Source organism: Pannonibacter sp., assembly GCF_051860505.1.
GTDB lineage: Bacteria > Pseudomonadota > Alphaproteobacteria > Rhizobiales > Stappiaceae > Pannonibacter.
Map to the genome: position 1 here is coordinate 39,819 of NZ_JBHYDX010000001.1, position 23,630 is coordinate 63,448.

Below are 23,630 nucleotides of genomic sequence, written 5' to 3' on the forward strand. Positions count from 1 at the left end.
GTCAGATCTCCTTCATTGCAGGATAGAGGTTCCGCCAGCGCCGATAGGCATCGGCATAGGCGGAACGGAGGTTGGGATTGGGGTCGATGCTGGCCGCCAGCGGCGGCGCGAAGAAGGTGGCCGGGTCGTAGCCGTCGGCCGCTGCCTGTCCGAGGCGGGCAGCGCCCAGGGCCGCGCCGAAATCGCCATCCTGCGGCACGTCAACGGTGACGCCGAGGACGGTGGCGATGATCTCCAGCCACGTGCGCGAGCGGGAGCCGCCGCCAACAGCCGTCACGCGCGTGACGCTGTTGCCGGCCGAAGTCAGGGCGCCGAGGCAATCCATCAGGGCGAAGGTGACGCCATCGAGCACCGCATGGGTCAGATCCGCCTCGCCGGTCTCATGCGCCAGACCCTGGAAGCCGCCGCGGATCGCCACATCATTGTGCGGGGTCCGCTCGCCACCAAGATAGGGCATGAACTGGACTGCCGACGGGCCATTGAGGTCGGTGACCATGGCCGTCAGCTCGGCGGCCGGTCGGCGCAGGATCTTCGACAGCCAGTTGAGGCTGTCGGTTGCCGAGAGGATCACGCCCATCTGGTGCCAGGTATCGGGCACCGCGTGGCAGAAGGCATGCACGGCGCTGCCGACATTGGGCGAAAAACGGTCGTTGGTGACAAACAGCACGCCGGAGGTGCCGAGCGAGACGAAGGCCGAGCCCGGCTTGACGGCGCCGACGCCGCAGGCCGAGGCGGCGTTGTCGCCGCCGCCACCTGCCACCACCGGGGCCTGTGTCATGCCCCAGCGCGCGGCCAGCTCCGGTCGCAGGCGGCCGCTGGCATCCGATCCTTCGACGAGCCGGGGCATGTGCGCGCGGCTCAGACCGGTTGCCGCCAGCAGGGGGGCCGACCAGTCGCGGGCGGCTACGTCCAGCCACAGGGTGCCGGCGCTGTCGGACATGTCGCCGACATGTTCGCCGGTGAGGCGCAGCCGCACGTAGTCTTTCGGCAGCAGCACCTTGGCGACCTTCGCGAAGATGTCCGGCTCGTTCTCGCGCACCCATTGCAGCTTGGGCGCGGTAAAGCCAGGCATCACGCGGTTGCCGCCGAGGGTCAGGAAACGGGGCTCACGCGCCTCCAGCTCGGTGCACTGGCTGGCCGAGCGTCCGTCGTTCCACAGGATGCAGGGGCGCAGCGGCCGGTCGGTGGCATCCAGCAAAGTCGCGCCATGCATATGGCCTGAGAGGCCGATGCCGCGAACGGCCGCCATCTCGCGCGGGAACCGGTGGCTGAGGTCATCCAATGTCGCCTCGACGCCGGTCCACCAACTGTCCGGATCCTGTTCCGACCAGCCGGGATGAGGGCGGGAGACGTCAAGGGGAGCGCTCGCCGAGGCAACGGGATGCTGGTCGTCATCCAGCAGCACTGCCTTCACCGAACTGGTGCCAATATCGAGACCGATAAACATGAGGTGCGTTCCTCAGAACGGGTCCAAGAGAACCCCGGGCCTGCGAACCACTGCGGGATCCGGCGCCGGGGAGCCTTGTCTTAGCGGATTTGGCATCAGCCGGAAAGTCCGGCTGACGGGGTTCAACAGCGCTGCCCTCAGGCGGCTTCAGCATCCTCTGCCATGGCACCAGGGCCAGGCTTGGCACCCGGAGGGCACTTGCCGAGGATGATCATGCCGAGCACTTCGTCCTTGGTCACGTCTTCTGTCCGGGCTGTGCCCACCACTCGGCCGTTCTTCATCACGGTCAGACGGTCGCAGAGTTCGAACACGTCTTCGATGTCGTGGCTGATGAGGAAGATGCCGAGGCCCTGGCGCTTCAGCTCCTGGATCAACTCCCCGACCATCTGCGTTTCGTGCACGCCGAGCGCCGCAGTCGGCTCATCCATGATCAGGATGCGCGCGTTGAAATAGACCGCCCGGGCAATGGCCACCGACTGGCGCTGGCCACCGGAGAGCGCCTTTACCGGCACCTTGAACTTCTTGAAGTTCGGGTTGAGCTTGCTCATGATCTTGCGCGTTTCGGCTTCCATCTGGTCGTCATTGACGAAGCCGAATGGTGTCACCAGTTCGCGGCCGAGGAACAGGTTCGATGCCGCGTCGAGATTGTCCGCCAGCGCGAGTGTCTGGTAGATCGTCTCGATGTTGAAGGCGCGGGCATCGCGCGGGCTGTTGATCGTGGCGGGCTTGCCGTCGATGCGGATCTCGCCGCTGTCCGGGCGGTAGGCGCCGGACAGGATCTTGATCAGCGTCGACTTGCCGGCCCCATTGTGACCGAGCAGACCCACCACTTCGCCGGGATAGAGATCCACATAGGCGTGGTCCACGGCATGCACCCCGCCGAACGAGATGCAGATGTCTTTCATTTCCACCAGAGGCGTGGCCATGGCTCAGTCTCCCGTGCGCTTACGATAGAGGATGTCGACGAGGACGGCGAGAACCAGCACGATGCCGACGACGATGCTTTGCAGCGGGGCGTCGACACCGACCATGGCCATGCCGGATTGCAGCGACTGCATGATCAATGCGCCGAGAATGGCGCCATAGATGGTGCCGATGCCGCCCGAGAGAGCCGTACCGCCGATGACGGCTGCGGCGATGACGCGCAATTCGTCCAGCGTGCCGATATCATTGGTCGAGAATCCAAGCCGGGCGGAGGCTACGGCTGCGGACAGGGCGCAGAGGCCGCCCATCAGGGCAAACACCTTTACCGTCAGCAGGCGGGTGTTGATGCCGGACAGTTCAGCCGCATCCGGATTGCCGCCAGTGGCAAAAACGTAGCGGCCAAAGCGCGTGCGCCGGGCGACGATGGTCATCGCAATGGCGACGATGATCAGCAGCAGGACCGAAATCGGAATGCCGTAGCCCATGACCAGGCCCTCGGGCATGGTCTGCCCTTGCGCGGCGAACATCCGCTGCAGGCGCTGCGTCGGGATATCTGCGGCGTTGAGTACCGCCACGAAGCCCAGGATGGCGCCGCTGATGATGATGGCCATGGTCACTTCGGCCCAGACCGGCTTGATCGGGAAGCCGTGCGCGGCACGGCGCCGGCGAGCGGACAGCAGCAGCCAGATCGATGCAGCCACGGCAACAAGTCCGATGATCCACGACCAGGTTTCACCGAGCGTGCCGCCGGCCCCGCCCATCATGGCGAAGGTCTCGTCCAGCGGGCCTATGGTCTGGCCATCGGTAATGAACCAGGCCGCATTGCGCCAGACGAGCAGGCCGCCGAGTGTCACGATGAACGCCGGGATGCCGAGATAACCGACCATCCAGCCCTGGAAGGCGCCGATCACAGCGCCGACAATCAGGCCGACGACAAGGGCGATGATCCAGATCGACGGATTGCCAAGACCCAGGCCAAGCGCTGTCGGAAGCATCTGCGTCTGCATCACGGCCATGACAGCCGCGACTGTGGCCAGCAGCGATCCGACCGACAGGTCAATGTGCCGCGTGACAATAATGAACACCATCCCGGTCGCCATGATCGCGACGGAAACGGTCTGGATCGTCAGGTTGAAGATGTTGCGCGGCGTCAGGAACCGGCCATCCGTGAAGATGTTGAACGCAATGCACAGCACCACGAACGCTCCGATCATGCCGAGCAGCCGGGTGTCGAGTTGCAATGCGGATACGAGGGATCTGGCTGTCGGGGTCTTGGACCCGGACAGGGTGGCATCGGACATCGGAATGCTCCTGAATATCGCTGGTCGCCGGTGGCCTGATAAGAGCGCGTGACGCAAGGGCAGTCAACACGGCACTGGTGCTTGAGTTCAGGCACGTCCGGATATCACGCTGCCCCGGCGCGAGCCGGGGCAGCGGAAAAAGACCTGGAAGGTCTTAGTTGCAGGGCGCCGGGCCGCCCGACACGCCCTGGCACAGGGCGTCCTTGGTAATCCAGCCGGCGTCGACGACGACGTTCAGATTGTCCTTGGTGACGGCGATCGGGGTCAGGAAGCGGGCGGTCAGTTCGTTGCCGCTGCCCGACTTCCACATGGTTGCGCCGGCGACGTCGCCGAGCTTGCCGCCCTTGGCCAGAGCCACGGCGATTTCAGCAGCTGTCTTGCCGAGTTCGCGTGCGTCCTTCCAGACGGACACGGTCTGGGTGCCCTTGGCGATACGGTTCAGGGCGGCGGCATCGCCATCCTGACCGGAGACTGGGGTGCCTTCCATGCCCTGAGCCGCAAGCGCTGCCACGGCGCCGCCAGCGGTGCCGTCGTTCGATGCCACGACCGCATCGACCTTGTTGTCGTTGGCGGTGAGGATCTGCTCCATGTTGCGCTGGGCATTGGCCGGCAGCCAGCCGTCGGTGTAGGCTTCGCCGACGATCTTGATCTTGCCGCTGTCGATTGCTGCCTGCAGGACTTCCTGCTGGCCGCCACGCAGGAAGTCTGCGTTCGGGTCAGTGGCCGAGCCCTTGATCATGACGTAGTTGCCTTCCGGCTTCGCCTTCAGGATCTCGCGAGCCTGCATGCGGCCGACTTCAATGTTGTCAAAGGTCAGGTAGAAGGCGCGCGGATCGTCGATCAGACGGTCATAGCCGACGACCGGAATGCCTTCGTCTGCAGCGGCCTGAACGGCCGGGCCAATCGCCTGGGCGTCCTGTGCAAGGATGATCAGGGCGGTGGCGCCCTGTGCGATCAGGGCTTCGACGTCAGACAGCTGCTTGGCTGAAGAGCTCTGAGCATCTGCGGAAATATACTTGGCACCAGCGGCTTCGAGGGCAGCCTTGATGGCGGCCTCATCGGTTTTCCAGCGCTCTTCCTGGAAGTTGGACCAGCTCACGCCGACAACGACATCCTGGGCATTGGCAGCAGTCAGAGCGGTCGCAGACAGAAGCGCTCCCGCGACGAGTACGGCAATCTTGCGCATAGCGGTGTTTCCTCCTAAAGGCGCCGCCCTTCTCCCGGCAGCACCCCCTTTTTTCCCTGAGGGATTGAGAGCACCCTCCTGTGCTCAGGCGCTTCATCTATTTTTTTTGGCGCCCGAAAAAAAGTTGCTCCATCTCTTTGCTCCTGTCAACATGCTTTTCGAAACGGTACATCCGTTTCAGAACTCAACGACCATGCCGGCAAACAGAATCGGCAGGACACGGGCGGAAACACGAGGGAAGAAACGTCATCCCATGACGCAGACAGCGAACAGGGACCAGGTCCGCCTGCGCAACCGCAGCTTGATCCTGCAAACCCTGCGACGAGAAGGGCAAATGGCCAGGATCGATCTCGGACGGGCAACGCAGCTCAGTCCGGCGACGATCACCGCGATCACGTCCGATATGCTGGAGGAGGGCCTGATTGTCGGCATTGATGCTGACGAACCCAGGGCGCCCCTGGCGCGCGGCCGTCCGCGCAGCCTGCTTGCCATCGATGGCAGTGCCGCAAATGTGATCAGCGTGCGGATATCCGTCAACCGGATCGACCTCGCCATGGCCGGTTTTGCCGGCCACATTTTCCACAGCCGCAAGGTGTATTACGACGCCACCCTGGCCGACCGAGGCTCCTTCCCGGCGACCCTGACCGATGCGGTTCGGGACTTCGTCGCCGCGGCCGGCATTGACCCGGAAAGCGTGCTCGAGATCGGGGTTGCCTCCCAGGGTATCGTCGATACCAACAAGGGCGAGGTTGTCTGGAGCCCGGCGTTTGCCGGTCGCGACATTCCGGTGGTCGGTCCGTTGCAGGAAGCGTTTTCCGCAAGGGTGACCCTGTCCAACGACACCAACATGATCACCGAGGCGCTGCACTGGTCCGATCCGGAGCGCTACAGCGGCACCTTTGCCGTCATCATGGTCGACTACGGCGTCGGCATGGGGCTGTTTCTGGATGACCATCTGTTTGTCGGGGCCAGTGGTGCGGCAGCCGAAATCGGTCATGCCAACCACATTCCGGGCGGTGCCCGCTGCCGCTGCGGTCGCAGCGGTTGCCTTGAGGCCTATTTGGCCGACTACGCCTTGCTACGCATGACCCAGAACCTGCCTGACTTCACCGACCCGGCGTCCATGACGGTCACCGCGAACACCTTCGAGGAATTGCACGAGCGGGCGGAGGCAGGCGATGCGCAAGTGATCGGCGCGTTGCTTCAGGCGGGAACGGCGCTTGGCTACGGCATTGCGCGGCTGCTGGCCGTCATTGATCCGGCCCGCATCGTGCTCACCGGTGCCGGCATTCGGGCCTATCCCTTCATGGAAAAAGCCATGCACACAGCTTTGGAGGACGCGCTGGTGGAGGACCTGCGCCGTTCGCTGACCATCGACGTTGTGCCCTGGAACGAGGATTTCATCCGCCGTGGCCTGATTGCCCAGGCCATGCGGCGGCTGGACGAGACACTTGTGATCGCAACACGCCGCGTCCGCACGGGCCGCAGTTCCCTGGCTCCATAAGGCAGAGGAACGCCAGAGAGCCCTGATCGACGCCGGCTGCAGGGGAGGAGACTGCTGCCATGAATCGATACATGACCCGCGAGATTGTCAGACGCGGCCGTGACCACCTGATGGCGCTCCTGTGCGCCGGGGTGCTGATGTCGTTTGGTCCAGTGTCGGCGCAAAGCTGGAGCGAGCGGCATCTGGATCGCCCGCTGTCCTTTGATGAATTGCGTGAGGACCTCAAGTCCGAAGCCGCACGGCAAGACACAAAACGGCTGGAGGACCTGATTGCCGAAGGTCAGCGGCTGTTCGAGGCCCGGTTTATCCGGGCAGAGGGCGCGGGCCGGCCAATGGCGACACAGGCCATAGTTCCGACACGGCGCAAGCGGCCGGCCGAGACGACCTTCAACCGGCTTCCCGGTCCTGATGCCAGCGCCTGTTCGGGCTGTCATAACCAGCCGGTCACGGGCGGGGCCGGGGATTTCGTCGCCAATGTCTTCGTTTCCGAAGGCTTCGAAAGTGCCGATTTCGACACGACCGATCCGCAATTCTCCAATGAGCGCGGCACCAACATCCTGCAAGGGGCAGGGCTTGTCGAACTGCTCGCCCGTGAAATGACCGTGGACCTGCAGGGTCAGCGGCGCGAAGCCCTGCGGCAAGCGCGGCAGTCTGGCGAGCCGGTGACGGTCGCCCTCTCCACAAAAGACATTGCCTTTGGCAAACTCACCGCCCATCCCGATGGCACGCTGGATGTGATCGCCATCGACGGCATCGATCCGGACCTGGTGTTGCGTCCCTTTAGCCAGAAAGGCGTCTTTGCTTCCCTGCGCCAGTTCACGGTCAATGCCCTCAACGTGCATCATGGCATCCAGGCAAGCGAGCGCTTCGGCGCACAATGGACCGGCAGTTCCGACTTCGACATGGACGGCGTTCCTGACGAAATTGATCCAGGACATGTGTCGGCACTCGTCGCCTTTCAGGCCGCGCTGCCGGCGCCGGGGCGTCGGACGGATCTGCCAGACGATTGGTCGGTGGCCGCTGCCGATGGCGAGAAGGTCTTCGCCGACATCGGCTGCGCGTCCTGCCATCGTCCGGCATTGCCGCTCGAAAGCCTGGCTTTCTCTGATCCCGGTCCATTCGAGGGTGCGGGGACTTTGCGAGCGCAGGATGTGAGCGATCCTCTTGTCCTGAATCTTGCCGGGCTGGACTGGGTGAAGCGCCTGCCCCGCGACGACAAGGGCCGTGTCCTGGTGCCGCTGTTCGGCGATCTCAAGCGTCACCGTATTGCGGACGCACAGACAGACGAACTCGGCAACGAACTCCTGGGGCAGCGTTTTGTCGACCGCGACGTGTTCATCACCGCCGAATTGTGGGGCGTTGGCAACACGGCGCCCTACGGCCATCGCGGCGATATCACCACTCTCAATGAAGTGATCCTTGCCCATGGCGGACGTGCTGCTCCGGTCCGGGATGCCTATGCGGCGCTTGCCGACGTCCAGCAGCAGTCGATCATTGCCTTTCTGCGGACGCTCGAGGTGGCCAAATGAGACCCTCTTTCCTGACCTTTCTGGCTGCCTCTCTGGCCTTGGCCGCACTGCCCGTTCGGGCCGAGGATCGTGCCGTATCGCTCGCCCCGGTGCCGGCCTTTGTCGAACAGGCAGAGGCCGCCGGGATCACACATCATTATGATGGCCCTTGGGAGTATTTCGTGGGGGGCGGCGTCGCGATCGCCGATTGCAACGGCGACCGGCGTCCTGACCTGTTTCTCGCCGGCGGCAAGAACCCGGCCGGGCTTTACATCAACGAAAGCCCTACCGGCGGCGCTCTGGCCTTCCGCAAGGCTGATATGGGGCTTGGCGAGAAGGACCTTGTCCGCGCCACGGGGGCCTATCCGCTCGACTTCGACAATGACGGCAAGGTTGATCTGGTTATCCTTCGCGTTGGCGAAAATCTCCTGTTGCGCGGCCTTGGCGAGTGCCGCTTCGAAATTGCCAACCGTCAGGTCAAACTGGATGGTGGCAACGCCTGGAGCACGTCCTTTGCCGCGACATGGGAGCCAGGCCAAGCATTCCCGACGCTTGCCTTCGGCAATTATGTCGACCGGTCGCAGCCTGGATCGCCCTGGGGCACGTGCCATGACAATATGCTACACCGGCCGGCCGCCGGGCCTCGCCCGGACTACAGCCAGCCCCAGGCCCTGACACCGGGCTACTGCAGCCTGTCGATGCTGTTCACCGACTGGAACCGGTCCGGCGAACCGGCGCTGCGTGTTTCCAATGACCGCCAGTACTATCGTGGCGGTGAAGAGCAGCTCTGGGCCGTGCCGCCTGGACGTCCGGCGCAGGCCTACCGGCGGGCCGATGGCTGGCGCAAGCTGACCATCTGGGGCATGGGCATTGCCAGCATCGACCTCGATGTCGATGGCCTGCCGGAATATGCGCTGACGAGCATGGGCGATACCAAGTTGCAGAGCTTAGAACAGGAAGGGGACGAACTCGTCCCGGTCTATGCCGACATTGCCTTCGACAAGGGCGTGACGGCGCACCGGCCCTATACGGGGGACGATCTGCGCCCCTCCACCGGCTGGCACGCGGAATTCCAGGACGTCAACAACGATACCTTGTGGGATCTCTACATCGCCAAGGGCAATGTCGAATCCATGCCCGATTTCGCTGCCTTCGATCCGGACAACCTTCTGCTCGGCCAGTGGGATGGCAAGTTCGTGGAGACGGGCGACGCCGCCGGCATCGCCATGCCCCGGCGCGGCCGTGGCGGCGGGCTTGCCGATTTCAACGCCGACGGTCTGCTGGATCTCGTCGTCGTCAACCGGGGCGAGCCGGCCAGCCTGTTCCGCAATGTCGGGGCCGGGGATGCGGCGCAGGCGCGGCCACTCGGCAACTGGCTGGCAGTTGAGCTCGTCCAGCCCGGCAAGCCCAACCGGAATGCGGTCGGCGCAAAAATCAGCGTGCGTGTCGGGACGAAATCCGTCGAACGCGACGTGCTCATCGGCGGTGGCCATGCCTCCGGCCAGCTCGGCTTTGTCCATTTCGGCCTTGGCGTTTCGGAACGGGCCCAGGTGCGTGTGCGCTGGCCAGATGGCGAGTGGAGCCATTCCTACCGCGTCTTTGCCAACAATCACGTCGTGATCGAGCGCGGTGCCGAGGCGGCCAAGCTCTGGTTCCCGGAGTGATGCAGTCACCGATCCCCGAACTTCGTCACCTTATTCCTCTGCCCGGCTCGTGCTGCCGGGCGGAGACGCCTTGTCATGCCGTAAGCTCCCTTGAGGAATTTCAGCAACTTAGCAGGCGCAAAAATCTGACTATCATGTTCATATAATTATCCTTTCGAAAAATATTTGACTGTTTGGACAAATTTTCCTTCAATGCTTTCAGGAAAGCCTGTTCGAGACAAGAAACGGGCACCAGACATAGGTCGCCACCTTCCGGAGATCCATTCATGACTCAGACCAAGACAGGTCCTGACATCGCGCCTGCGCGCCTGTCGATGGATCAATACGCCAGAAATTTCTGCGACCTTCACCCGCGGCTTGATCCGCATGAGGCGAGGGTCGAGTCGGATCGCTGCTACTTCTGCTATGACGCGCCCTGTGTCACGGCCTGTCCGACCAGCATCGATATCCCGCTGTTCATCCGCCAGATCTCGACCGGCAACACCAACGGCGCCGCGCGGACCATTTTTGCCGAGAATATTCTCGGCGGCATGTGCGCCCGCGTCTGTCCGACTGAAACCCTGTGCGAGCAGGCTTGCGTGCGCAATGATGCGGAAGACAAGCCGGTGAAGATCGGCGAGCTGCAGCGCTACGCCACCGATCACTACATGGACACGCACGACACCACGCCCTTTACCCGGGGCGAGCCGACGCTGCGCCGCATTGCGGTGGTAGGTGCCGGCCCGGCCGGCCTGTCCTGCGCCCATCGTCTGGCGTCCTATGGCCATGACGTTGTGCTCTACGATTCCCGCTCCAAGGCTGGCGGCCTGAACGAGTACGGCATTGCCGCCTACAAGTCGGTCAATGATTTTGCGGCCCGCGAGGTCCGCTTCATCCTGTCGATCGGCGGCATCTCGGTGGTCAATGGCCAGACGCTGGGCGAGGACTTCTCGCTGCATCAGCTGCAGCAGGAATATGATGCGGTCTTCCTCGCCATCGGCCTGGCCGGAGTGAATGGCCTCTCCGTTCCCGGTGAAGATCTGGCAGGCGTCGTCGATGCAGTCAGCTACATCGCCGATCTGCGCCAGGCACCGGATCTGTCCCGCTTGCCGGTTGGTCGCCGCGTTGTCGTCATCGGCGGCGGCATGACCGCCGTCGACATTGCAGTCCAGAGCAAGCTGCTCGGTGCGGACGACGTGACCATCGCCTATCGCCGTGGCAAGGAAAACATGAACGCCAGCGAGTTTGAGCAGGATCTTGCTCAGACCAATGGCGTCCGCATCCTGCACTGGGTCGCACCGAAGGCAATCATCGGCACGGACGGTAAGGTCACCGGCATCGATCTCGAACGCACCCGTCTCGACAGCGCCGGCAAGCTCTCCGGTACAGGCGAGATCGTCCATCTCGATGCCGACATGGTGTTCAAGGCGGTTGGACAGAAGCTGGAACCTGCAGGGCTCAACGGTTCGGCTGCCGGCCTCACTCTCGACAAGGGTCGCATCGTCGTTGACGCCGACCGCGCCACCTCGCTGCCCAAGGTTTGGGCCGGCGGCGACTGTGTCGCCGGGGGCGAGGACCTGACGGTCGCCGCAGTCGAGGACGGCAAGATTGCCGCCGAAGCCATTCACCGGGCGCTCAGCGCCTGAGCCAGCCGTTTTTCGGGAGATCCCATCATGGTTGATCTGAGATCAGATTTCGTCGGCATCAAGTCGCCCAACCCGTTCTGGCTGGCCTCCGCGCCGCCGACCGACAAGGAATACAACGTCGTCCGCGCCTTCAAGGCAGGCTGGGGCGGTGTGGTCTGGAAGACCCTTGGCGAGGACCCGCATGTGGTCAACGTCAACGGCCCGCGCTATGGCGCGATCCACGGCAAGGACCGTCAGCTGATCGGCCTCAACAACATCGAGCTGATCACCGACCGTCCGCTCGAGGTGAACCTTCAGGAAATCAAGCGCGTCAAGCGCGACTGGAAGGACCGGGCGCTTGTCGTCTCGCTGATGGTTCCTTGCGAGGAAGCAAGCTGGGCCTCGATCCTGAAGCGCGTCGAGGAGACGGAAGCAGATGGTGTCGAGCTGAACTTCGGCTGCCCGCATGGCATGAGCGAGCGTGGCATGGGCGCGGCCGTTGGCCAGGTTCCGGAATATATCGAGATGGTCACCCGCTGGGTGAAGCAGTACACACGCATGCCGGTGATCGTGAAGCTGACGCCAAACATCACCGATGTCCGCAAGCCCGCCCAGGCGGCCAAGCGTGGCGGTGCGGACGCAGTCTCGCTGATCAACACGATCAACTCCATCGTCGGCGTTGACCTTGACCGGATGGCACCGACGCCGACCGTCGATGGCAAGGGCTCGCATGGTGGCTATTGCGGCCCGGCCGTGAAGCCGATTGCGCTCAACATGGTCGCCGAGATTGCCCGCGATCCGGCCACACGCGGCCTGCCGATTTCCGGCATCGGCGGCATCACCACCTGGCGCGATGCGGCCGAGTTCATCGCCCTCGGCGCCGGCAACGTGCAGGTCTGCACCGCCGCCATGACCTATGGCTTCAAGATCGTCGAGGAGATGATCGAAGGCCTGAAGGACTGGATGGGCGAGGCCGGCTACGAGCGCATTTCCGACTTTTCCGGCATGGCCGTGCCGAACGTGACCGACTGGCAGTATCTGAACCTGAACTACATCGCCAAGGCGAAGATCGATCAGGATCTCTGCATCAAGTGCGGCCGCTGCCACATCGCCTGCGAGGACACCTCGCATCAGGCGATCACCAACCTGGTGGACGGCGCACGCAAGTTCGAGGTCATTGACGAGGAATGCGTCGGCTGCAACCTCTGCGTTTCGGTCTGCCCGGTCGAGAACTGCATCACCATGGAAGCGATGCCCGCCGGCAGCGTTGACCCGCGCACGGGCGAGACCGTCGAACCGGACTACGCCAACTGGACGAGCCACCCGAACAACCCCAACGCCCTGCAGGCGGCGGAGTAAGCGGGTCAGCCAGACCGTTTAATGGGAAGGGTGCACCGGTTGTCGGTGCGCCCTTTAGGCTGCCGACAAACCTCTCGTCGTCATCCCGGACGCAGCGAAGTGGAGATCCGGGACCGGAGAGCCTGGGCTTTGCAGGCCATAACTGATCGAAATTTTGACGCCTCGACTCTTCGGTCCCGGCTCTCGCGTTGCTCGGCCGGGATGACGCCGCTGGCCCGGTTTTTTGAGCTCGGCAAATGCTCCGCGTCAGCAAAGCCCAGTTTCTGCGCCAATCAGCCTGCCAGTGCGCCCGAGGAACCTGCCGAAACTTCGGGCCCGGCATGCTGTCCGGTCCGCAGGCGAATGAATCCCTCGCTCGCAAGGTCCAGCAGCGGCTTGGGTCGGCTGAACAGATAGCCCTGCAGCATCTGGCAACCGGCGCTCGCCAGCATCACTTTCTGTTCTTCGGTTTCCACCCCCTCGGCAACGACGGACATGTCCAGGGTGCAGGCGAGGTCAACCAGCGAACCGATGATCGCCTGTGCCTTGGGGTCAGTGCCGAGGCGTGCAACGAAGCTGCGGTCGATCTTCAGGATGTGGAAGCGATACTGATGCAGGTAGCTGAGGCTTGAGTAGCCCGTGCCGAAATCATCGATGGCGATCCCGACCCCAAGCCGTGACAGCCGGCTGATTGCATCGTCGATGACGCCGGACCGGTCCATCATGACGGTCTCGGTCACTTCCAGCGTCAGGCGGGAGGGAGGCAGCCCGGTTTCCGCCAGCAGGGCCTCGATCTGCTGCGGCAGCGTGCCGGAACCAACCTGCGTGGCGCAGACATTGATTGAAACGCCGATATCGTCCCAGGTACTGGCATCGCGGATCGCACGCTGCAGGACCCAGCTGCCGATCATATTGATGAGGCCGGTTTCCTCTGCGACATCCAGAAAGGCTCCCGGTGGCAGCAGGCCCCTTTCGGGGTGATGCCAGCGCAGCAAGGCCTCCAGATGGCGCACCTTGCCATTCCGTGCGTCAACGATGGGCTGATAGAACAGGTCGAACTCGTCCCGCTCCAGCGCTTGCCGCATCCCGTCGCGCAGCCGGCGGCGCTCCCGCATTTCTTCGTCCATAGCCCTGTCAAAAAGCTTGAACTGCCGCCGTCCCCCGGCGCGGCAACGCTGCAGGGCGACGTCCGCAGCCCGCAGCAGGGACGGCATCCGCGTGCCGTGATCAGGGCGCAGCGCCACGCCAATCGAGCAAGAAACCTCGATGGCGTGATCGTCCAGCATGGCTGTCCTGTTGAGGGCGGCCGTCAGTGCCTTCACGTCGTCCATCAGCGCATCGGATGATGCCCGTCCGCTCAGGATCAGCACAAACTCATCGCCACCCATCCGTCCGATGATGTCGGTTCCCCGGCATGTCCGCTGCATCACGGTGACAATATGCTGGATCAGGTGGTCGCCGACCACATGCCCGAAGGCATCGTTGATCTGGGTCAGGTCGTCAATATCAAGGTAGATCACCCCCAGAGTTCCGGTGCTGGCGGGCGCCTTGTCCAGCAGTTCGTCCGCCGCAGCCAGAAAGAAATCCCGGCGCAAGAGCCCGGTCAGGCCATCATGCCGTGCGGCCTCGAGGACATCGCGCTTGCGCATCTCCAGTTCCCGGTAGGCTGCCGTATTCCGGCGCAGGATCAGAAGCGCGATCCCCAGAATGACGAAAAGCGCGATGGCAAGCACGGGGGCAGAGGCCAGAATGAGCTGTGACGCCCGCGCCATCGGATCCCAGGTCAGATAGGCGAGGGCGGCGCCATCCTCATCCCGGATCGCGGTTCCGTTCATGCCGGCGGGAATGGTCTGTTCCAGGAACAGGTTTGTCAGCGACAGCGACGACAACATGTCGGACAGGGCCTGGGCATCGATCTGTTTGACGGCCAGAAGCACGAGCGGCGCGCCCCGGCGCATCGGAATGCCGCCAGGATCCGGGATGATCGCCATGGCGGTCACAATGGCGAGGCGTCCGCCGATCTGGACTTCCGTTACCGCAGATACATCGTTCATCTTGCCTGAAAAATATGTGTCGCCATTGCGGGCAGTCACAAGGCCCGTCACATAGTTTTGCCGGATATCGCTGGTGAGCTTGGCAACTTGCGGAGACAGGATGGAGGCAAGAGCGAGTTCCGACGGTGCGCCTTCAGGATGGTACGAGAAGGCTTCGTTGAAGTCCCGGTCAAGGATGACGACCAGGTCATAGCCTTCGCGCACAGCCAGGCCACGGCCGAAGCGTGATCTCACCCACTCGGGGTCAAAGGCCGTGTCGGTGTTCGCATAGGCGGCGTTGGAGGCCGCATAGCGCTCGATCCGCTCGAGCAGTCGCAGCTTGTGGTTTTCATAGGCACGCTCGACCGAACTGGCTTCCCGTTTGGCCGACTCGCGCTCATAGATCAGGATGGCTGACAGGACAAAGATGAAGGCGGCAACGATTGCAGCGAACATGCCAACCAGCAGGACGACAAACGAATAGTTGCCCAGTTTCGCTGGCTTGAGGTCCAGCGTTCTTGCCAGAGGCGAGGCGAGAACTTCTGTCTCTGTCGTGGTTTTCATGCGGATCTGCGGGCTTTTCAGCTTCCGTTGGCGTTCTGATCAAGCCTCTCCGCTAAGGCTTAATTTTCTCTGGGTTTTTCCGGGCGTATTCGCTGTACCGAGCAAAGGTTGTGCTGAAACGACCCGTCGCACGCAAAAAGGGGCGCGAAAAATCCGCGCCCCTCGTAAAACTTGCAATGCCGATCTTGCCTATTCGGCCGCGTCGACCTTGATCACGCCGCGGCGGATCTGGTCTTCCTCAATCGATTCGAACAGGGCGCGGAAGTTGCCCTCGCCGAAGCCTTCGTCGCCCTTGCGCTGGATGAACTCGAAGAAGATCGGGCCGATGACGGTCTTGGAGAAGATCTGCAGCAGGATCTTGGTCATGCCGCCGTCGATGACGCCTTCGCCATCGATCAGGATGCCGTGCTTCTTCATGCGGTCGAGCGGCTCGTCATGGCCGTTCACGCGGGCATGGGAGCGCTCGTAATAGGTCTCCGGCGGGCCCGGCATGAACTTCAGGCCGTTGTCGGCCAGCTTGTCCGTCGAGCCATAGATGTCATCCGTGCCGACGGCGATGTGCTGGATGCCTTCGCCCTTGTACTTGCGCAGATATTCCTCGATCTGGCTGGTGTCGTCCTTGGACTCGTTCAGCGGGATGCGGATCTTGCCGCAGGGCGAGGTGATGGCACGGCTGACCAGACCGGTGATACGGCCGTCGATGTCAAAGAAGTGGATCTGCTTGAAGCCGAACAGGTTGCGGTAGAAGTCCCACCACTTGTCCATGTTGCCGCGATAGACATTGTGGGTCAGGTGGTCGAGATAATAGAAGCCGACGCCTTCCGGCTTCGGGTTTGCGCCGTCCAGCCAGTCGAATTCGGCAGAATAGGCCGAGCCCTTGTCGCCATAGGTGTCGACGAAATACAGCAGCGAGCCGCCGATGCCGATGATGGCCGGCACGTCGAGTGCCTTGTCGTCGCCCTCATAAGGCGTCGCGCCCATCTTCACCGCATGGTCAAACGCCTTCTGCGCGTCGACAACGCGCCAGGCCATGCCCGGAGCGCAGGGGCCATGCGCCTCGACGAAACGCATGCCGAAGGAGCCCGGCTCGGCATTCAGCACATAGGTGACGTCGCCCTGACGGTAGAGGGTGATGTTCTTGGTCTTGTGCTTGGCGACCGGAACATAGCCCATCTTGCGGAACAGCTCGTCCAGCTTTTCCGGTTCCGGGTGCGAGAATTCGACAAATTCGAATCCATCGGTGCCAGCTGGATTTGCGTCGCTGATCACAGCCGGGGGGGCGTCGTGCGGAAAGGGTCCCATGGTGTCTCCTCCTCTGGACTTACACGTAGGTCCAGAGTGCGCTTTGCACCGCGCAAGGTGTGTGCAAAGAAGGTGACAGTCGGACGCGCTTCGCACATTATGTGCTTTAAACCTCGCTTTGGTGCATGAATATGGAACTCGACAGCTTTGATCTGCGCCTTCTTGGTGCGCTGCAGGAGAATTCCGCACTGACCAACCAGCAACTCGGTGAGCGGATCGGCCTCTCGGCGAGCCAGGTGTCGCGCCGGCGGCAGTCTCTGGAAGGGGAGGGGATCATCCGCCGCTATCGGGCGGATCTGGCTACCGAGCGGCTTGGTTTCGCGGTCACCGCCTTTGTCGGTGTCACGCTGGGGGCGCATAGTCGCGAGAACGCCCGGCGCTTTCGTGCCATGGTGCAGGCCATGCCGGAGGTGCAGGAGGCGCATACGCTGACCGGCGATGTCGACTACATGCTGAAGATCGTCGTGCCGGACCTGAAGGCGCTGAGCCGGGTGATCAACGACGACCTGTTGCCGCATGAGGCGGTGCAACATGTGCGCTCGTCCATCGCCATGGACACGCTGAAGGATGACAACCAGCTGCCGCTTGGCAGCCGCTGAGAGCCCTTCGCGGTTGCTGCATGACATTTCGGGCAGGTTGCTTGTATCCGGCGCTCCGCGCTCCCATGTCAGCGTCATCTGACCTGACCGCAGCCGGAGTGCCCCGATGTTTGATGCCAAGTCGCTTCTCGACCAGTTCCTCGGTTCCGCACAGGGCCAGCTTGACCCCCGCAAGGGCGGTGCAGGTGGCTCCGGCGACCTGATGCAAAAGGGCAAGGATTTCCTGTCGTCCAACGCCGGCGGCCTGGCCGCTGGTGGCCTTGCGGGCATTCTTCTGGGCAGCAAGACCGGCCGCAAGATTGGCGGCAAGGCACTGACCTACGGCGGTCTCGCCCTGGTCGCAGGCCTCGCCTACAAGGCCTACAAGGACTATCAGGCCGGTCAGCAGCCCGGCAGTCAGGCCTCTGGCGCAAATGCTGGCCCAAACGCAGGCCCGAACGCTGGCCAGACGGGCGCATCGTCCGACATGGGCACCTCCGGTCCCTGGTCGCGCGCGCCGCTTGAACTGGAAGCCCCGCGTGGCACGGCCTTCGATCCCGAACGGGCACCGGGCGGCAGCCAGCAGGTGGCGGTGACCCTGCTTACCGCGATGATCGCGGCGGCCAAGGCGGATGGTCACATCGATGCCGATGAACAGCGCCGCATCTTCGGCAAGATGGATGAGGCCGGCCTCGACAACGAAGCCAAGGCGTTCCTGATGGACGAGCTGCGTGCGCCGTTGGACCTCGACAAGATCGTCGCCAGCGCCACCACGCCGGAAACCGCCGCCGAGATTTATGCCGCTTCGCGTCTCGCCATCGATCCCGATCACCGCGCCGAGCACGCCTATCTCCAGATGCTGGCGGCCCGGCTCGATCTTGATCCGGCCCTGGTTGCCGAGATCGAGAATGCGGTGAAGGAAGCAGAACTGGCCTGACCGCTTTGGTCTGACCACCACTTTTTGCGGCGAAGGCTGGGCCACTCGGCTATCGGGTGGCTGCGGCCGCTGCCCGCTGCCACTCTCCTGTCCGGATCTTGCAGTCCAGACAGGAGACACACATGGCATTCCAGATCGAACCATTGGCCGCTGACAGCTTCAGACATCTTTTCTCGATGTCCGATACCGAATTGGCTGCCCGCAATATCGACATCCACATCGCCGACAAGAAGCCGGGTTATCCCTGCCGTCTAGGGCTCCGTTTTGCCGAGGTCGGCGAGCGGCTGCTGCTCGTCAACTACGAGCATCTGCCGTATGACACGCCTTACCGGGCCTCACATGCGATCTATGTCTGCGCGGACGCCGAAAGCCTGCGCCCCGAGGTCTCGACGGTTCCGGAATCCCTGCGCGTGCCGGCCTTGTCCGTCCGCGCCTTCAACGCAGCGCACCGGATCGTCGATGCGAATGTGGTCAGCGGCAAGGACCTGACGGACGAGATCGAACGCATGTTTGCCGATCCGCAGGTCGACTATCTGCATTTCCACTATGCGAGCCGGGGCTGTTATGCGGCGAGGGCTGTGCGCGCCTGAGGGCAGGGTTTCTTTGCCGTGACAAGAAATGCAGGTCCGTTGTGCGGGCCTGCGCCTTGACCGCCGCCGCTGCCGGATGTCTCCTTGGTGAACGTGCAGACAACACTGCACGGCTGGAGGCAGCATGCAGGATCTGGGCACGTGGGATTACATCATCGTCGGCGCGGGTTCGGCCGGCTGTGTATTGGCCAACCGCCTGTCGGCCGATCCGGATGTCAAGGTTCTGCTGTTGGAGGCTGGCGGCCCGGACAATTACCACTGGATCCACATTCCCGTCGGCTATCTCTATTGCATGGGCAACCCGCGCACGGACTGGTGCTTCAAGACCGCAGCCGAATCCGGCCTTAATGGCCGCAGCCTCATCTATCCGCGCGGCAAGGTGCTGGGCGGCTGCTCGTCGATCAACGGCATGATCTACATGCGCGGCCAGGCGCGCGATTATGACGGCTGGCGACAGCTGGGCCTGACGGGCTGGGGCTGGGACGATGTGCTGCCGCATTTCCGCGCGTCGGAGGATCATTTCGCGCTGGACGACGATCTGCATGGCCAGGGCGGCGGTCTTCGGGTCGAGCCGCAGCGCCTGTCCTGGGAGGTGCTCGACGCCTTCCGCGATGCCTGCGTCGAGACGGGCATTCCGAAGGTCGATGATTTCAATCGCGGTGACAATTTCGGCGCGTCCTATTTCCAGGTCAACCAGAAGCGCGGCATTCGCTGGAACACGGCCAAGGGGTTCCTGCGCCCGGCGATGAAGCGGGCCAATCTCAAGGTCCTGACCCACGCCGAAGTCCAGTCCCTGACCCTCGAGGGACGTCAGGTCACCGGCGTGTCCTTGAAACTGAGAGGCCAGCCTGCTGTGGCGCGTGCCGCCGGCGAGGTTATTCTTGCCGCCGGTGCCGTGAAGTCGCCGCATATCCTCGAACTGTCGGGCATCGGCAAGGCCGCCGTCCTGGAGCGGATTGGCACCGAGATCCGGCACGAGATGCCGGACGTCGGCGAAAACCTCCAGGATCACCTGCAGCTGCGCACCATCTTCAAGGTCGACGGTGCCGTCACGCTCAACCAGATGGCCGGCACCCTGTTCGGCAAGGCGAAGATTGCCCTGCGCTATGCGCTCACTCGCTCGGGCCCGATGTCGATGGCGCCGAGCCAGCTCGGTGTCTTTGCCCGCTCGGATCCGTCCTTTGAGACCGCCAACATCGAATACCATGTGCAGCCGCTGTCCCTCGACAAGTTCGGCGAGCCGCTGCATCCCTTCCCGGCCATCACCGCCAGCGTCTGCAATCTCCGGCCAGACAGCCGCGGCCATGTGCACGCGGTCAATCCGGATCCGTCCGACCAGCCGGAAATCCGTCCCAACTATCTCTCCGCCGGCAGTGACCGCAAGGTTGCGGCGGACAGCATTCGCCTGACGCGCCAGATCATGCAGGCCCCGGCCATGGCGCGTTACCGCCCGTCCGAGTATCTGCCCGGATCGCGGTTCGAGAGCGACGAGGATCTGGCCCGGGCTGCCGGGGACATCGGCACCACCATTTTCCACCCGACCAGCACCTGCCGCATGGGCATCGATGACCGGGCCGTGGTGGACGAGCGGTTGCGGGTCCGGGGCGTCTCCGGCCTGCGCGTGGTCGACGCGTCGGTGATGCCGCTGATCACCTCGGGCAACACCAACGCCCCGACCGTCATGATTGCCGACAAGGGTGCGGCGATGATCCGCGAGGATCGCCGGCGCGGCTTGTCCAACTGAGGCGGCTCAGCAGACCGCTTCGATCTGGCGCGAATCTGCTCTAGTGTCAGCGCATGACGCAGCGTTTCATGAGACGGCGCCGGGGGCCGCGCCAACGGATTGCCATTGTCGCCGGACTTTGTCTGGTGGCGTTTCTTGTCGTCTGGCTGACCGGTGTTGCCAGCCTGCGCGTGTTTCTGGGGGATCTCAAGCTGCGCAAGGAGGCGGCGCTTGCCGTTCAGGCTGGAGCGCTGGAGAGTTTGCTGGACAAGTACCGGCTGATGACCCCGCTCTTAGCCCGCCGGCCTGACATCGCCCGCATCATCGAAACCGGCAGCCGCGCGGAGGGAGACCGGATCGCAGCCATTGCCGCAGCCATGTCCAGCGCGCGTGAGGTCTGGTTTCTTGATGCCGACGGCCAACCGGTCGCTGTCAGTCCGCCGCCAGACGGGCTCCCCACTCCCGCGCCGCCGGATATCCGTCATGCCTTCTCGGCCGCGATGTCGGGTCAACTCGGCCGTGAAGTTCTGGGCGGACAGGACAGGAATGCCGGCAGCTATATTTTCGCTTCCGGCGTGCGCGGCGAAACAGGCCTTGTTGGCGCGGTCGCGGTCAGGGTCAGTCTCGAAGATATCGAACGGGCCTGGGCGCTCAGTCTGGATGCGCTGATTGCGGTGGATGCGGAGGGGCGGATCGTAGCCTCGAATGTTGCCGGTTGGCGCGGCCTGTCCTACCAGCCAAGGGATGACCGGCGCGGTGCCTCGTTCCTCTTTGGTCTCGAACCGGGCGGGCTGGCTGGGGAATACCTGCTTGTCCGTGGTCCCGGCACCGGCATCGGGCGTCCCTATGTTGCCCTCGGCGAGGATCTGCCGATCCTCGGCTGGCGCGTCTATCTGCTCGCAGATACGGCCGAGGCGGAAACCCAGACCGCCAATGCCATGCTGATCGCCTTTCTGGTGTCCATTATCGCCGGTGGTGTGGTGTGGTCCGTGTTCGAACGGCAGGATGCGATGGCACGTCGCCTGCGCAGCAACCGGGCGGCGGCGCTCTGGCTGGAACGAAGGGTCCAGAGCCGCACCCGGCAGTTGACCCGCGCCAATGGGCTCCTGGCAGACGAGGTGCAGGAGCGCCAGCAGGCGGAAGAGGACCTGCGCCGGACCCAGGCAGGGCTCGTCCAGGCGGCGAAGCTGGCGACACTCGGGCAGATGTCGGCAGCGCTCAGTCATGAGTTCAACCAGCCGCTGGCCGTCATTTCCACTCACGCGGAAAATGCCGGCATGCTGATAGCGCGGGGGCAGGCAGACAGGGCGCAGGACAATCTCGCCCGCATCACGGCCATGGTTCATCGGATGGCCGAAATCGCCCGCACCTTGAAAGGGTTTACCCGCCGCGCCGGCACGGAGGTGCAGATTGTTTCGCTGACCCAGGTCGTGGAAGAAGCCCTGCTTCTGGTCATGCCGCAAGCCAAGCGCAACGGCGTGCCGCTGCGGGTCACGCGGCCGGATCATGATGTGCGTGTCGCCGGTGGGCGCATCCGGCTGGAGCAGGTGGTTGTGAACCTGTTGAGCAATGCGCTCGACGCCGTCGAGGGCCGGCCGGACCCTGAAGTCGAGATCCGCCTGAGGATCGACGATGCGGTCGTGCTCGACGTGCTCGACAATGGTCCGGGCATCCCTGAGGCGGTCATGGACCAGATCTTCGATCCCTTCTTCACGACCAAACCGGTCGGGGAGGGGCTGGGCCTCGGCCTTTCCATCGCCTACAAGATCGTTCACGATTTTTCCGGCAGTCTTGTTGCCTCCAACAGGGCGGAAGGCGGCGCCTGCTTCCGCATGCGCTTGCCGCTCGCAGAACCAGTTAACCGGGCGGCGGAGTAAGACATGGATCAGGCAACGGTCTATCTGGTGGATGATGAGGAGGATCTCAGGTCCGGCCTGGCCCAGGGCCTGGAACTGGCCGGGCATCACGTCATCACTTTCGATGATCCCGAGCACGTTCCGGAAAGCCTCGGGCGGGATGCCTATGGCGTGCTCGTTACCGATATCCGCATGCCGAAGATGGACGGGTTCGATCTGATGCGCCGGGCGCTGGAGATCGATCCGGCGCTTCCCGTCGTGCTGATCACCGGGCATGGCGATGTTCCGCTGGCAGTCGAGGCGATGCGCAGCGGAGCCTATGACTTCCTCGAGAAACCCTTTGCGGTCAGCCATCTGGCCGCTGTTATCGAGCGGGCACTGGAGAAGCGGCGCCTGGTGCTCGAAAACCGCATTCTGCGCGAACGCCTGGCCGACAGTTCCGATCTCGACAGCCGGCTTGTGGGCCGCGCACCGGTCATGGAGAGGCTGCGCCGGCAGGTGCTCGCGTTGGCCCCGACCGATGCCGATGTGCTGATCCTGGGCGAAACCGGGGCCGGCAAGGAGGTCGTCGCGCGGGCCTTGCATGAGCATGGTCCGCGGCGCGAACGGCCTTTCGTTGCCCTGAATTGCGGTGCACTGCCGGCTGATATCATCGAGTCCGAATTGTTCGGGCACGAGAAGGGCGCCTTCACCGGGGCCAGCGGCCAACGCATCGGCAAGCTCGAGCATGCCCATGGCGGCACGGTGTTTCTCGACGAGATCGAATCCATGCCGCTGGACCTGCAGGTCAAGCTGTTGCGGGTGATTGAAACCCGAACCATCGAGCGCCTCGGCTCCAACAGGGTGATCCCGCTCGACGTCCGCTTCGTCGCGGCCACCAAGGAGGATCTCGCCAAGGCCGCAGCCGAAGGTCGGTTCCGCAAGGATCTGGTCTACCGGCTCAATGTGGTGACCTTGTCGCTGCCCTCGCTGCGCGACCGGCGGGAGGACATTCCGCTGTTGTTCTTCCATCTGGCCCGCGAGGCCCGGGCTCGCTACCGACGCGAGATCCCCGATATGCCGCCGGACTACATGGCCGAGCTGATGAGCCGGGAGTGGCCGGGCAATGTGCGCGAATTGCGCAATGTCGCCGACCGCTTCGTCCTTGGGCTTGAAGGCTTCGACGAGGGCGGCACGCCCCGGGCTGACAGTCTGTTTTCGCGCGTGGCGGCTTATGAGAAGTCGCTGATCCTGGCCGAGCTGGCGCGCCAGTCCGGCAGCATCAAGGGCACCTATGAAACGCTCGGCCTGTCGCGCAAGGCGCTCTACGAGAAGATGCGCAAATACGGCCTTGGCAAGGACTACGAGAGCGAAGCCTGAGGGACGCGGCCTGATCTGATGTGTCGAGTTCGACCCATTTGCAACGTGATCCATGTGTCGGGTTCGACACATGGGTTTGCCGGTGGGGCGAGGGGTGTTTGGAAGGTGAGGGAATAATTTATTGATTTCAGTATCTTGCGGTGCGTCCATCGAGTTGGCATGGGCATTGCAAAAGGGCGAGTGCCGGACGCGAAGCTCCGGCCCTGAAGATT

The 23,630-nt window shown here is 63.5% G+C and carries 17 protein-coding genes; 11 read left to right on the plus strand and 6 right to left on the minus strand.

The features are described 5' to 3' along the window. Nucleotide 1: 1 nt before the first annotated feature. The 4 genes from xylB to xylF form a co-directional block, all read right to left on the minus strand. Nucleotides 2-1,447 (minus strand): xylulokinase, encoded by a 1,446-nt coding sequence (gene xylB / locus ACTIFE_RS00190; protein ID WP_439527146.1) that lies wholly within the window; start codon nt 1,445-1,447, stop codon nt 2-4. A 137-nt stretch (nt 1,448-1,584) separates the two neighbouring features. Next, a complete protein-coding gene (locus ACTIFE_RS00195) occupies nt 1,585-2,373 on the minus strand; it encodes an ATP-binding cassette domain-containing protein (RefSeq protein ID WP_439527147.1) in 789 nt (262 codons plus the stop codon). A 3-nt stretch (nt 2,374-2,376) separates the two neighbouring features. Beyond that, the gene (locus tag ACTIFE_RS00200) at nt 2,377-3,672 is read right to left on the minus strand and encodes a sugar ABC transporter permease (protein WP_439527148.1); all 1,296 of its coding nucleotides are present in this window, start codon (nt 3,670-3,672) and stop codon (nt 2,377-2,379) included. Between the two features lie 154 nt (nt 3,673-3,826). Next, nucleotides 3,827-4,858 carry a D-xylose ABC transporter substrate-binding protein gene (xylF, locus tag ACTIFE_RS00205; RefSeq protein WP_439527149.1) on the minus strand — a complete coding sequence of 344 codons (1,032 nt, stop codon included), beginning with the start codon at nt 4,856-4,858 and terminating at the stop codon, nt 3,827-3,829. A 334-nt stretch (nt 4,859-5,192) separates the two neighbouring features. On the opposite strand from xylF, the gene ACTIFE_RS00210 reads away from it, so the two are divergent. The 5 genes from ACTIFE_RS00210 to preA all read left to right on the plus strand — a co-directional run bounded on the left by ACTIFE_RS00210 (nt 5,193) and on the right by preA (nt 12,497). Further along, nucleotides 5,193-6,362 (plus strand): ROK family protein, encoded by a 1,170-nt coding sequence (locus ACTIFE_RS00210; RefSeq protein WP_439527150.1) that lies wholly within the window; start codon nt 5,193-5,195, stop codon nt 6,360-6,362. 59 nt (nt 6,363-6,421) lie between these two features. Next, nucleotides 6,422-7,891, plus strand: a complete 1,470-nt coding sequence (locus ACTIFE_RS00215) for a di-heme oxidoredictase family protein (RefSeq protein ID WP_439527151.1) — start codon at nt 6,422-6,424, stop codon at nt 7,889-7,891. Next, the gene (locus ACTIFE_RS00220; RefSeq protein ID WP_439527152.1) at nt 7,888-9,534 is read left to right on the plus strand and encodes a CRTAC1 family protein; all 1,647 of its coding nucleotides are present in this window, start codon (nt 7,888-7,890) and stop codon (nt 9,532-9,534) included. Before ACTIFE_RS00215 ends, ACTIFE_RS00220 begins: the two co-directional genes overlap by 4 nt. 266 nt (nt 9,535-9,800) lie before the next feature. Continuing rightward, complete coding sequence (locus tag ACTIFE_RS00225; RefSeq protein ID WP_439527153.1) at nt 9,801-11,159, plus strand: NAD(P)-dependent oxidoreductase; 1,359 nt, start codon at nt 9,801-9,803, stop codon at nt 11,157-11,159. 27 nt (nt 11,160-11,186) lie between these two features. Further along, nucleotides 11,187-12,497 (plus strand): NAD-dependent dihydropyrimidine dehydrogenase subunit PreA, encoded by a 1,311-nt coding sequence (gene preA, locus ACTIFE_RS00230; RefSeq protein ID WP_439527154.1) that lies wholly within the window; start codon nt 11,187-11,189, stop codon nt 12,495-12,497. 272 nt (nt 12,498-12,769) lie between these two features. On the opposite strand, the gene ACTIFE_RS00235 is transcribed toward preA, so the two are convergent. Next, the gene (locus ACTIFE_RS00235; protein WP_439527155.1) at nt 12,770-15,073 is read right to left on the minus strand and encodes a putative bifunctional diguanylate cyclase/phosphodiesterase; all 2,304 of its coding nucleotides are present in this window, start codon (nt 15,071-15,073) and stop codon (nt 12,770-12,772) included. 189 nt (nt 15,074-15,262) lie between these two features. Then, nucleotides 15,263-16,375 (minus strand): 4-hydroxyphenylpyruvate dioxygenase, encoded by a 1,113-nt coding sequence (gene hppD / locus ACTIFE_RS00240; protein WP_439527156.1) that lies wholly within the window; start codon nt 16,373-16,375, stop codon nt 15,263-15,265. 125 nt (nt 16,376-16,500) lie between these two features. On the opposite strand from hppD, the gene ACTIFE_RS00245 reads away from it, so the two are divergent. The 6 genes from ACTIFE_RS00245 (at nt 16,501) to ACTIFE_RS00270 (ending at nt 23,418) form a co-directional block, all read left to right on the plus strand. Continuing rightward, the gene (locus tag ACTIFE_RS00245) at nt 16,501-16,974 is read left to right on the plus strand and encodes an Lrp/AsnC family transcriptional regulator (protein WP_439527157.1); all 474 of its coding nucleotides are present in this window, start codon (nt 16,501-16,503) and stop codon (nt 16,972-16,974) included. A 106-nt stretch (nt 16,975-17,080) separates the two neighbouring features. Next, nucleotides 17,081-17,890, plus strand: coding sequence for a tellurite resistance TerB family protein (locus ACTIFE_RS00250; RefSeq protein ID WP_439527158.1), 810 nt, complete (start codon nt 17,081-17,083; stop codon nt 17,888-17,890). Nucleotides 17,891-18,012: 122 nt separating this feature from the next. Beyond that, the gene (locus ACTIFE_RS00255; RefSeq protein ID WP_439527159.1) at nt 18,013-18,480 is read left to right on the plus strand and encodes a DUF1203 domain-containing protein; all 468 of its coding nucleotides are present in this window, start codon (nt 18,013-18,015) and stop codon (nt 18,478-18,480) included. Nucleotides 18,481-18,604: 124 nt separating this feature from the next. Continuing rightward, the gene (locus ACTIFE_RS00260) at nt 18,605-20,224 is read left to right on the plus strand and encodes a GMC family oxidoreductase (RefSeq protein ID WP_439527160.1); all 1,620 of its coding nucleotides are present in this window, start codon (nt 18,605-18,607) and stop codon (nt 20,222-20,224) included. A gap of 68 nt (nt 20,225-20,292) precedes the next feature. Then, nucleotides 20,293-22,080: a sensor histidine kinase gene (locus ACTIFE_RS00265; protein ID WP_439527161.1), complete on the plus strand. Its 1,788-nt coding sequence runs from the start codon at nt 20,293-20,295 to the stop codon at nt 22,078-22,080. Nucleotides 22,081-22,083: 3 nt separating this feature from the next. Next, entirely contained in the window at nt 22,084-23,418 is a 1,335-nt protein-coding gene (locus tag ACTIFE_RS00270) for a sigma-54-dependent transcriptional regulator (protein ID WP_439527162.1), read from the plus strand. Nucleotides 23,419-23,630 lie beyond the last annotated feature (212 nt).

What these genes read in the sequence shown, in the direction of transcription:
- xylB (WP_439527146.1), bottom strand. Translation starts at nt 1,447, where the DNA reads ATGTTTATCGGTCTCGATATTGGCACCAGTTCGGTGAAGGCAGTGCTG.
- ACTIFE_RS00195 (WP_439527147.1), bottom strand. Translation starts at nt 2,373, where the DNA reads ATGGCCACGCCTCTGGTGGAAATGAAAGACATCTGCATCTCGTTCGGC.
- ACTIFE_RS00200 (WP_439527148.1), bottom strand. Translation starts at nt 3,672, where the DNA reads ATGTCCGATGCCACCCTGTCCGGGTCCAAGACCCCGACAGCCAGATCC.
- xylF (WP_439527149.1), bottom strand. Translation starts at nt 4,858, where the DNA reads ATGCGCAAGATTGCCGTACTCGTCGCGGGAGCGCTTCTGTCTGCGACC.
- ACTIFE_RS00210 (WP_439527150.1), top strand. Translation starts at nt 5,193, where the DNA reads ATGGCCAGGATCGATCTCGGACGGGCAACGCAGCTCAGTCCGGCGACG.
- ACTIFE_RS00215 (WP_439527151.1), top strand. Translation starts at nt 6,422, where the DNA reads ATGAATCGATACATGACCCGCGAGATTGTCAGACGCGGCCGTGACCAC.
- ACTIFE_RS00220 (WP_439527152.1), top strand. Translation starts at nt 7,888, where the DNA reads ATGAGACCCTCTTTCCTGACCTTTCTGGCTGCCTCTCTGGCCTTGGCC.
- ACTIFE_RS00225 (WP_439527153.1), top strand. Translation starts at nt 9,801, where the DNA reads ATGACTCAGACCAAGACAGGTCCTGACATCGCGCCTGCGCGCCTGTCG.
- preA (WP_439527154.1), top strand. Translation starts at nt 11,187, where the DNA reads ATGGTTGATCTGAGATCAGATTTCGTCGGCATCAAGTCGCCCAACCCG.
- ACTIFE_RS00235 (WP_439527155.1), bottom strand. Translation starts at nt 15,073, where the DNA reads ATGAAAACCACGACAGAGACAGAAGTTCTCGCCTCGCCTCTGGCAAGA.
- hppD (WP_439527156.1), bottom strand. Translation starts at nt 16,375, where the DNA reads ATGGGACCCTTTCCGCACGACGCCCCCCCGGCTGTGATCAGCGACGCA.
- ACTIFE_RS00245 (WP_439527157.1), top strand. Translation starts at nt 16,501, where the DNA reads ATGAATATGGAACTCGACAGCTTTGATCTGCGCCTTCTTGGTGCGCTG.
- ACTIFE_RS00250 (WP_439527158.1), top strand. Translation starts at nt 17,081, where the DNA reads ATGTTTGATGCCAAGTCGCTTCTCGACCAGTTCCTCGGTTCCGCACAG.
- ACTIFE_RS00255 (WP_439527159.1), top strand. Translation starts at nt 18,013, where the DNA reads ATGGCATTCCAGATCGAACCATTGGCCGCTGACAGCTTCAGACATCTT.
- ACTIFE_RS00260 (WP_439527160.1), top strand. Translation starts at nt 18,605, where the DNA reads ATGCAGGATCTGGGCACGTGGGATTACATCATCGTCGGCGCGGGTTCG.
- ACTIFE_RS00265 (WP_439527161.1), top strand. Translation starts at nt 20,293, where the DNA reads ATGAGACGGCGCCGGGGGCCGCGCCAACGGATTGCCATTGTCGCCGGA.
- ACTIFE_RS00270 (WP_439527162.1), top strand. Translation starts at nt 22,084, where the DNA reads ATGGATCAGGCAACGGTCTATCTGGTGGATGATGAGGAGGATCTCAGG.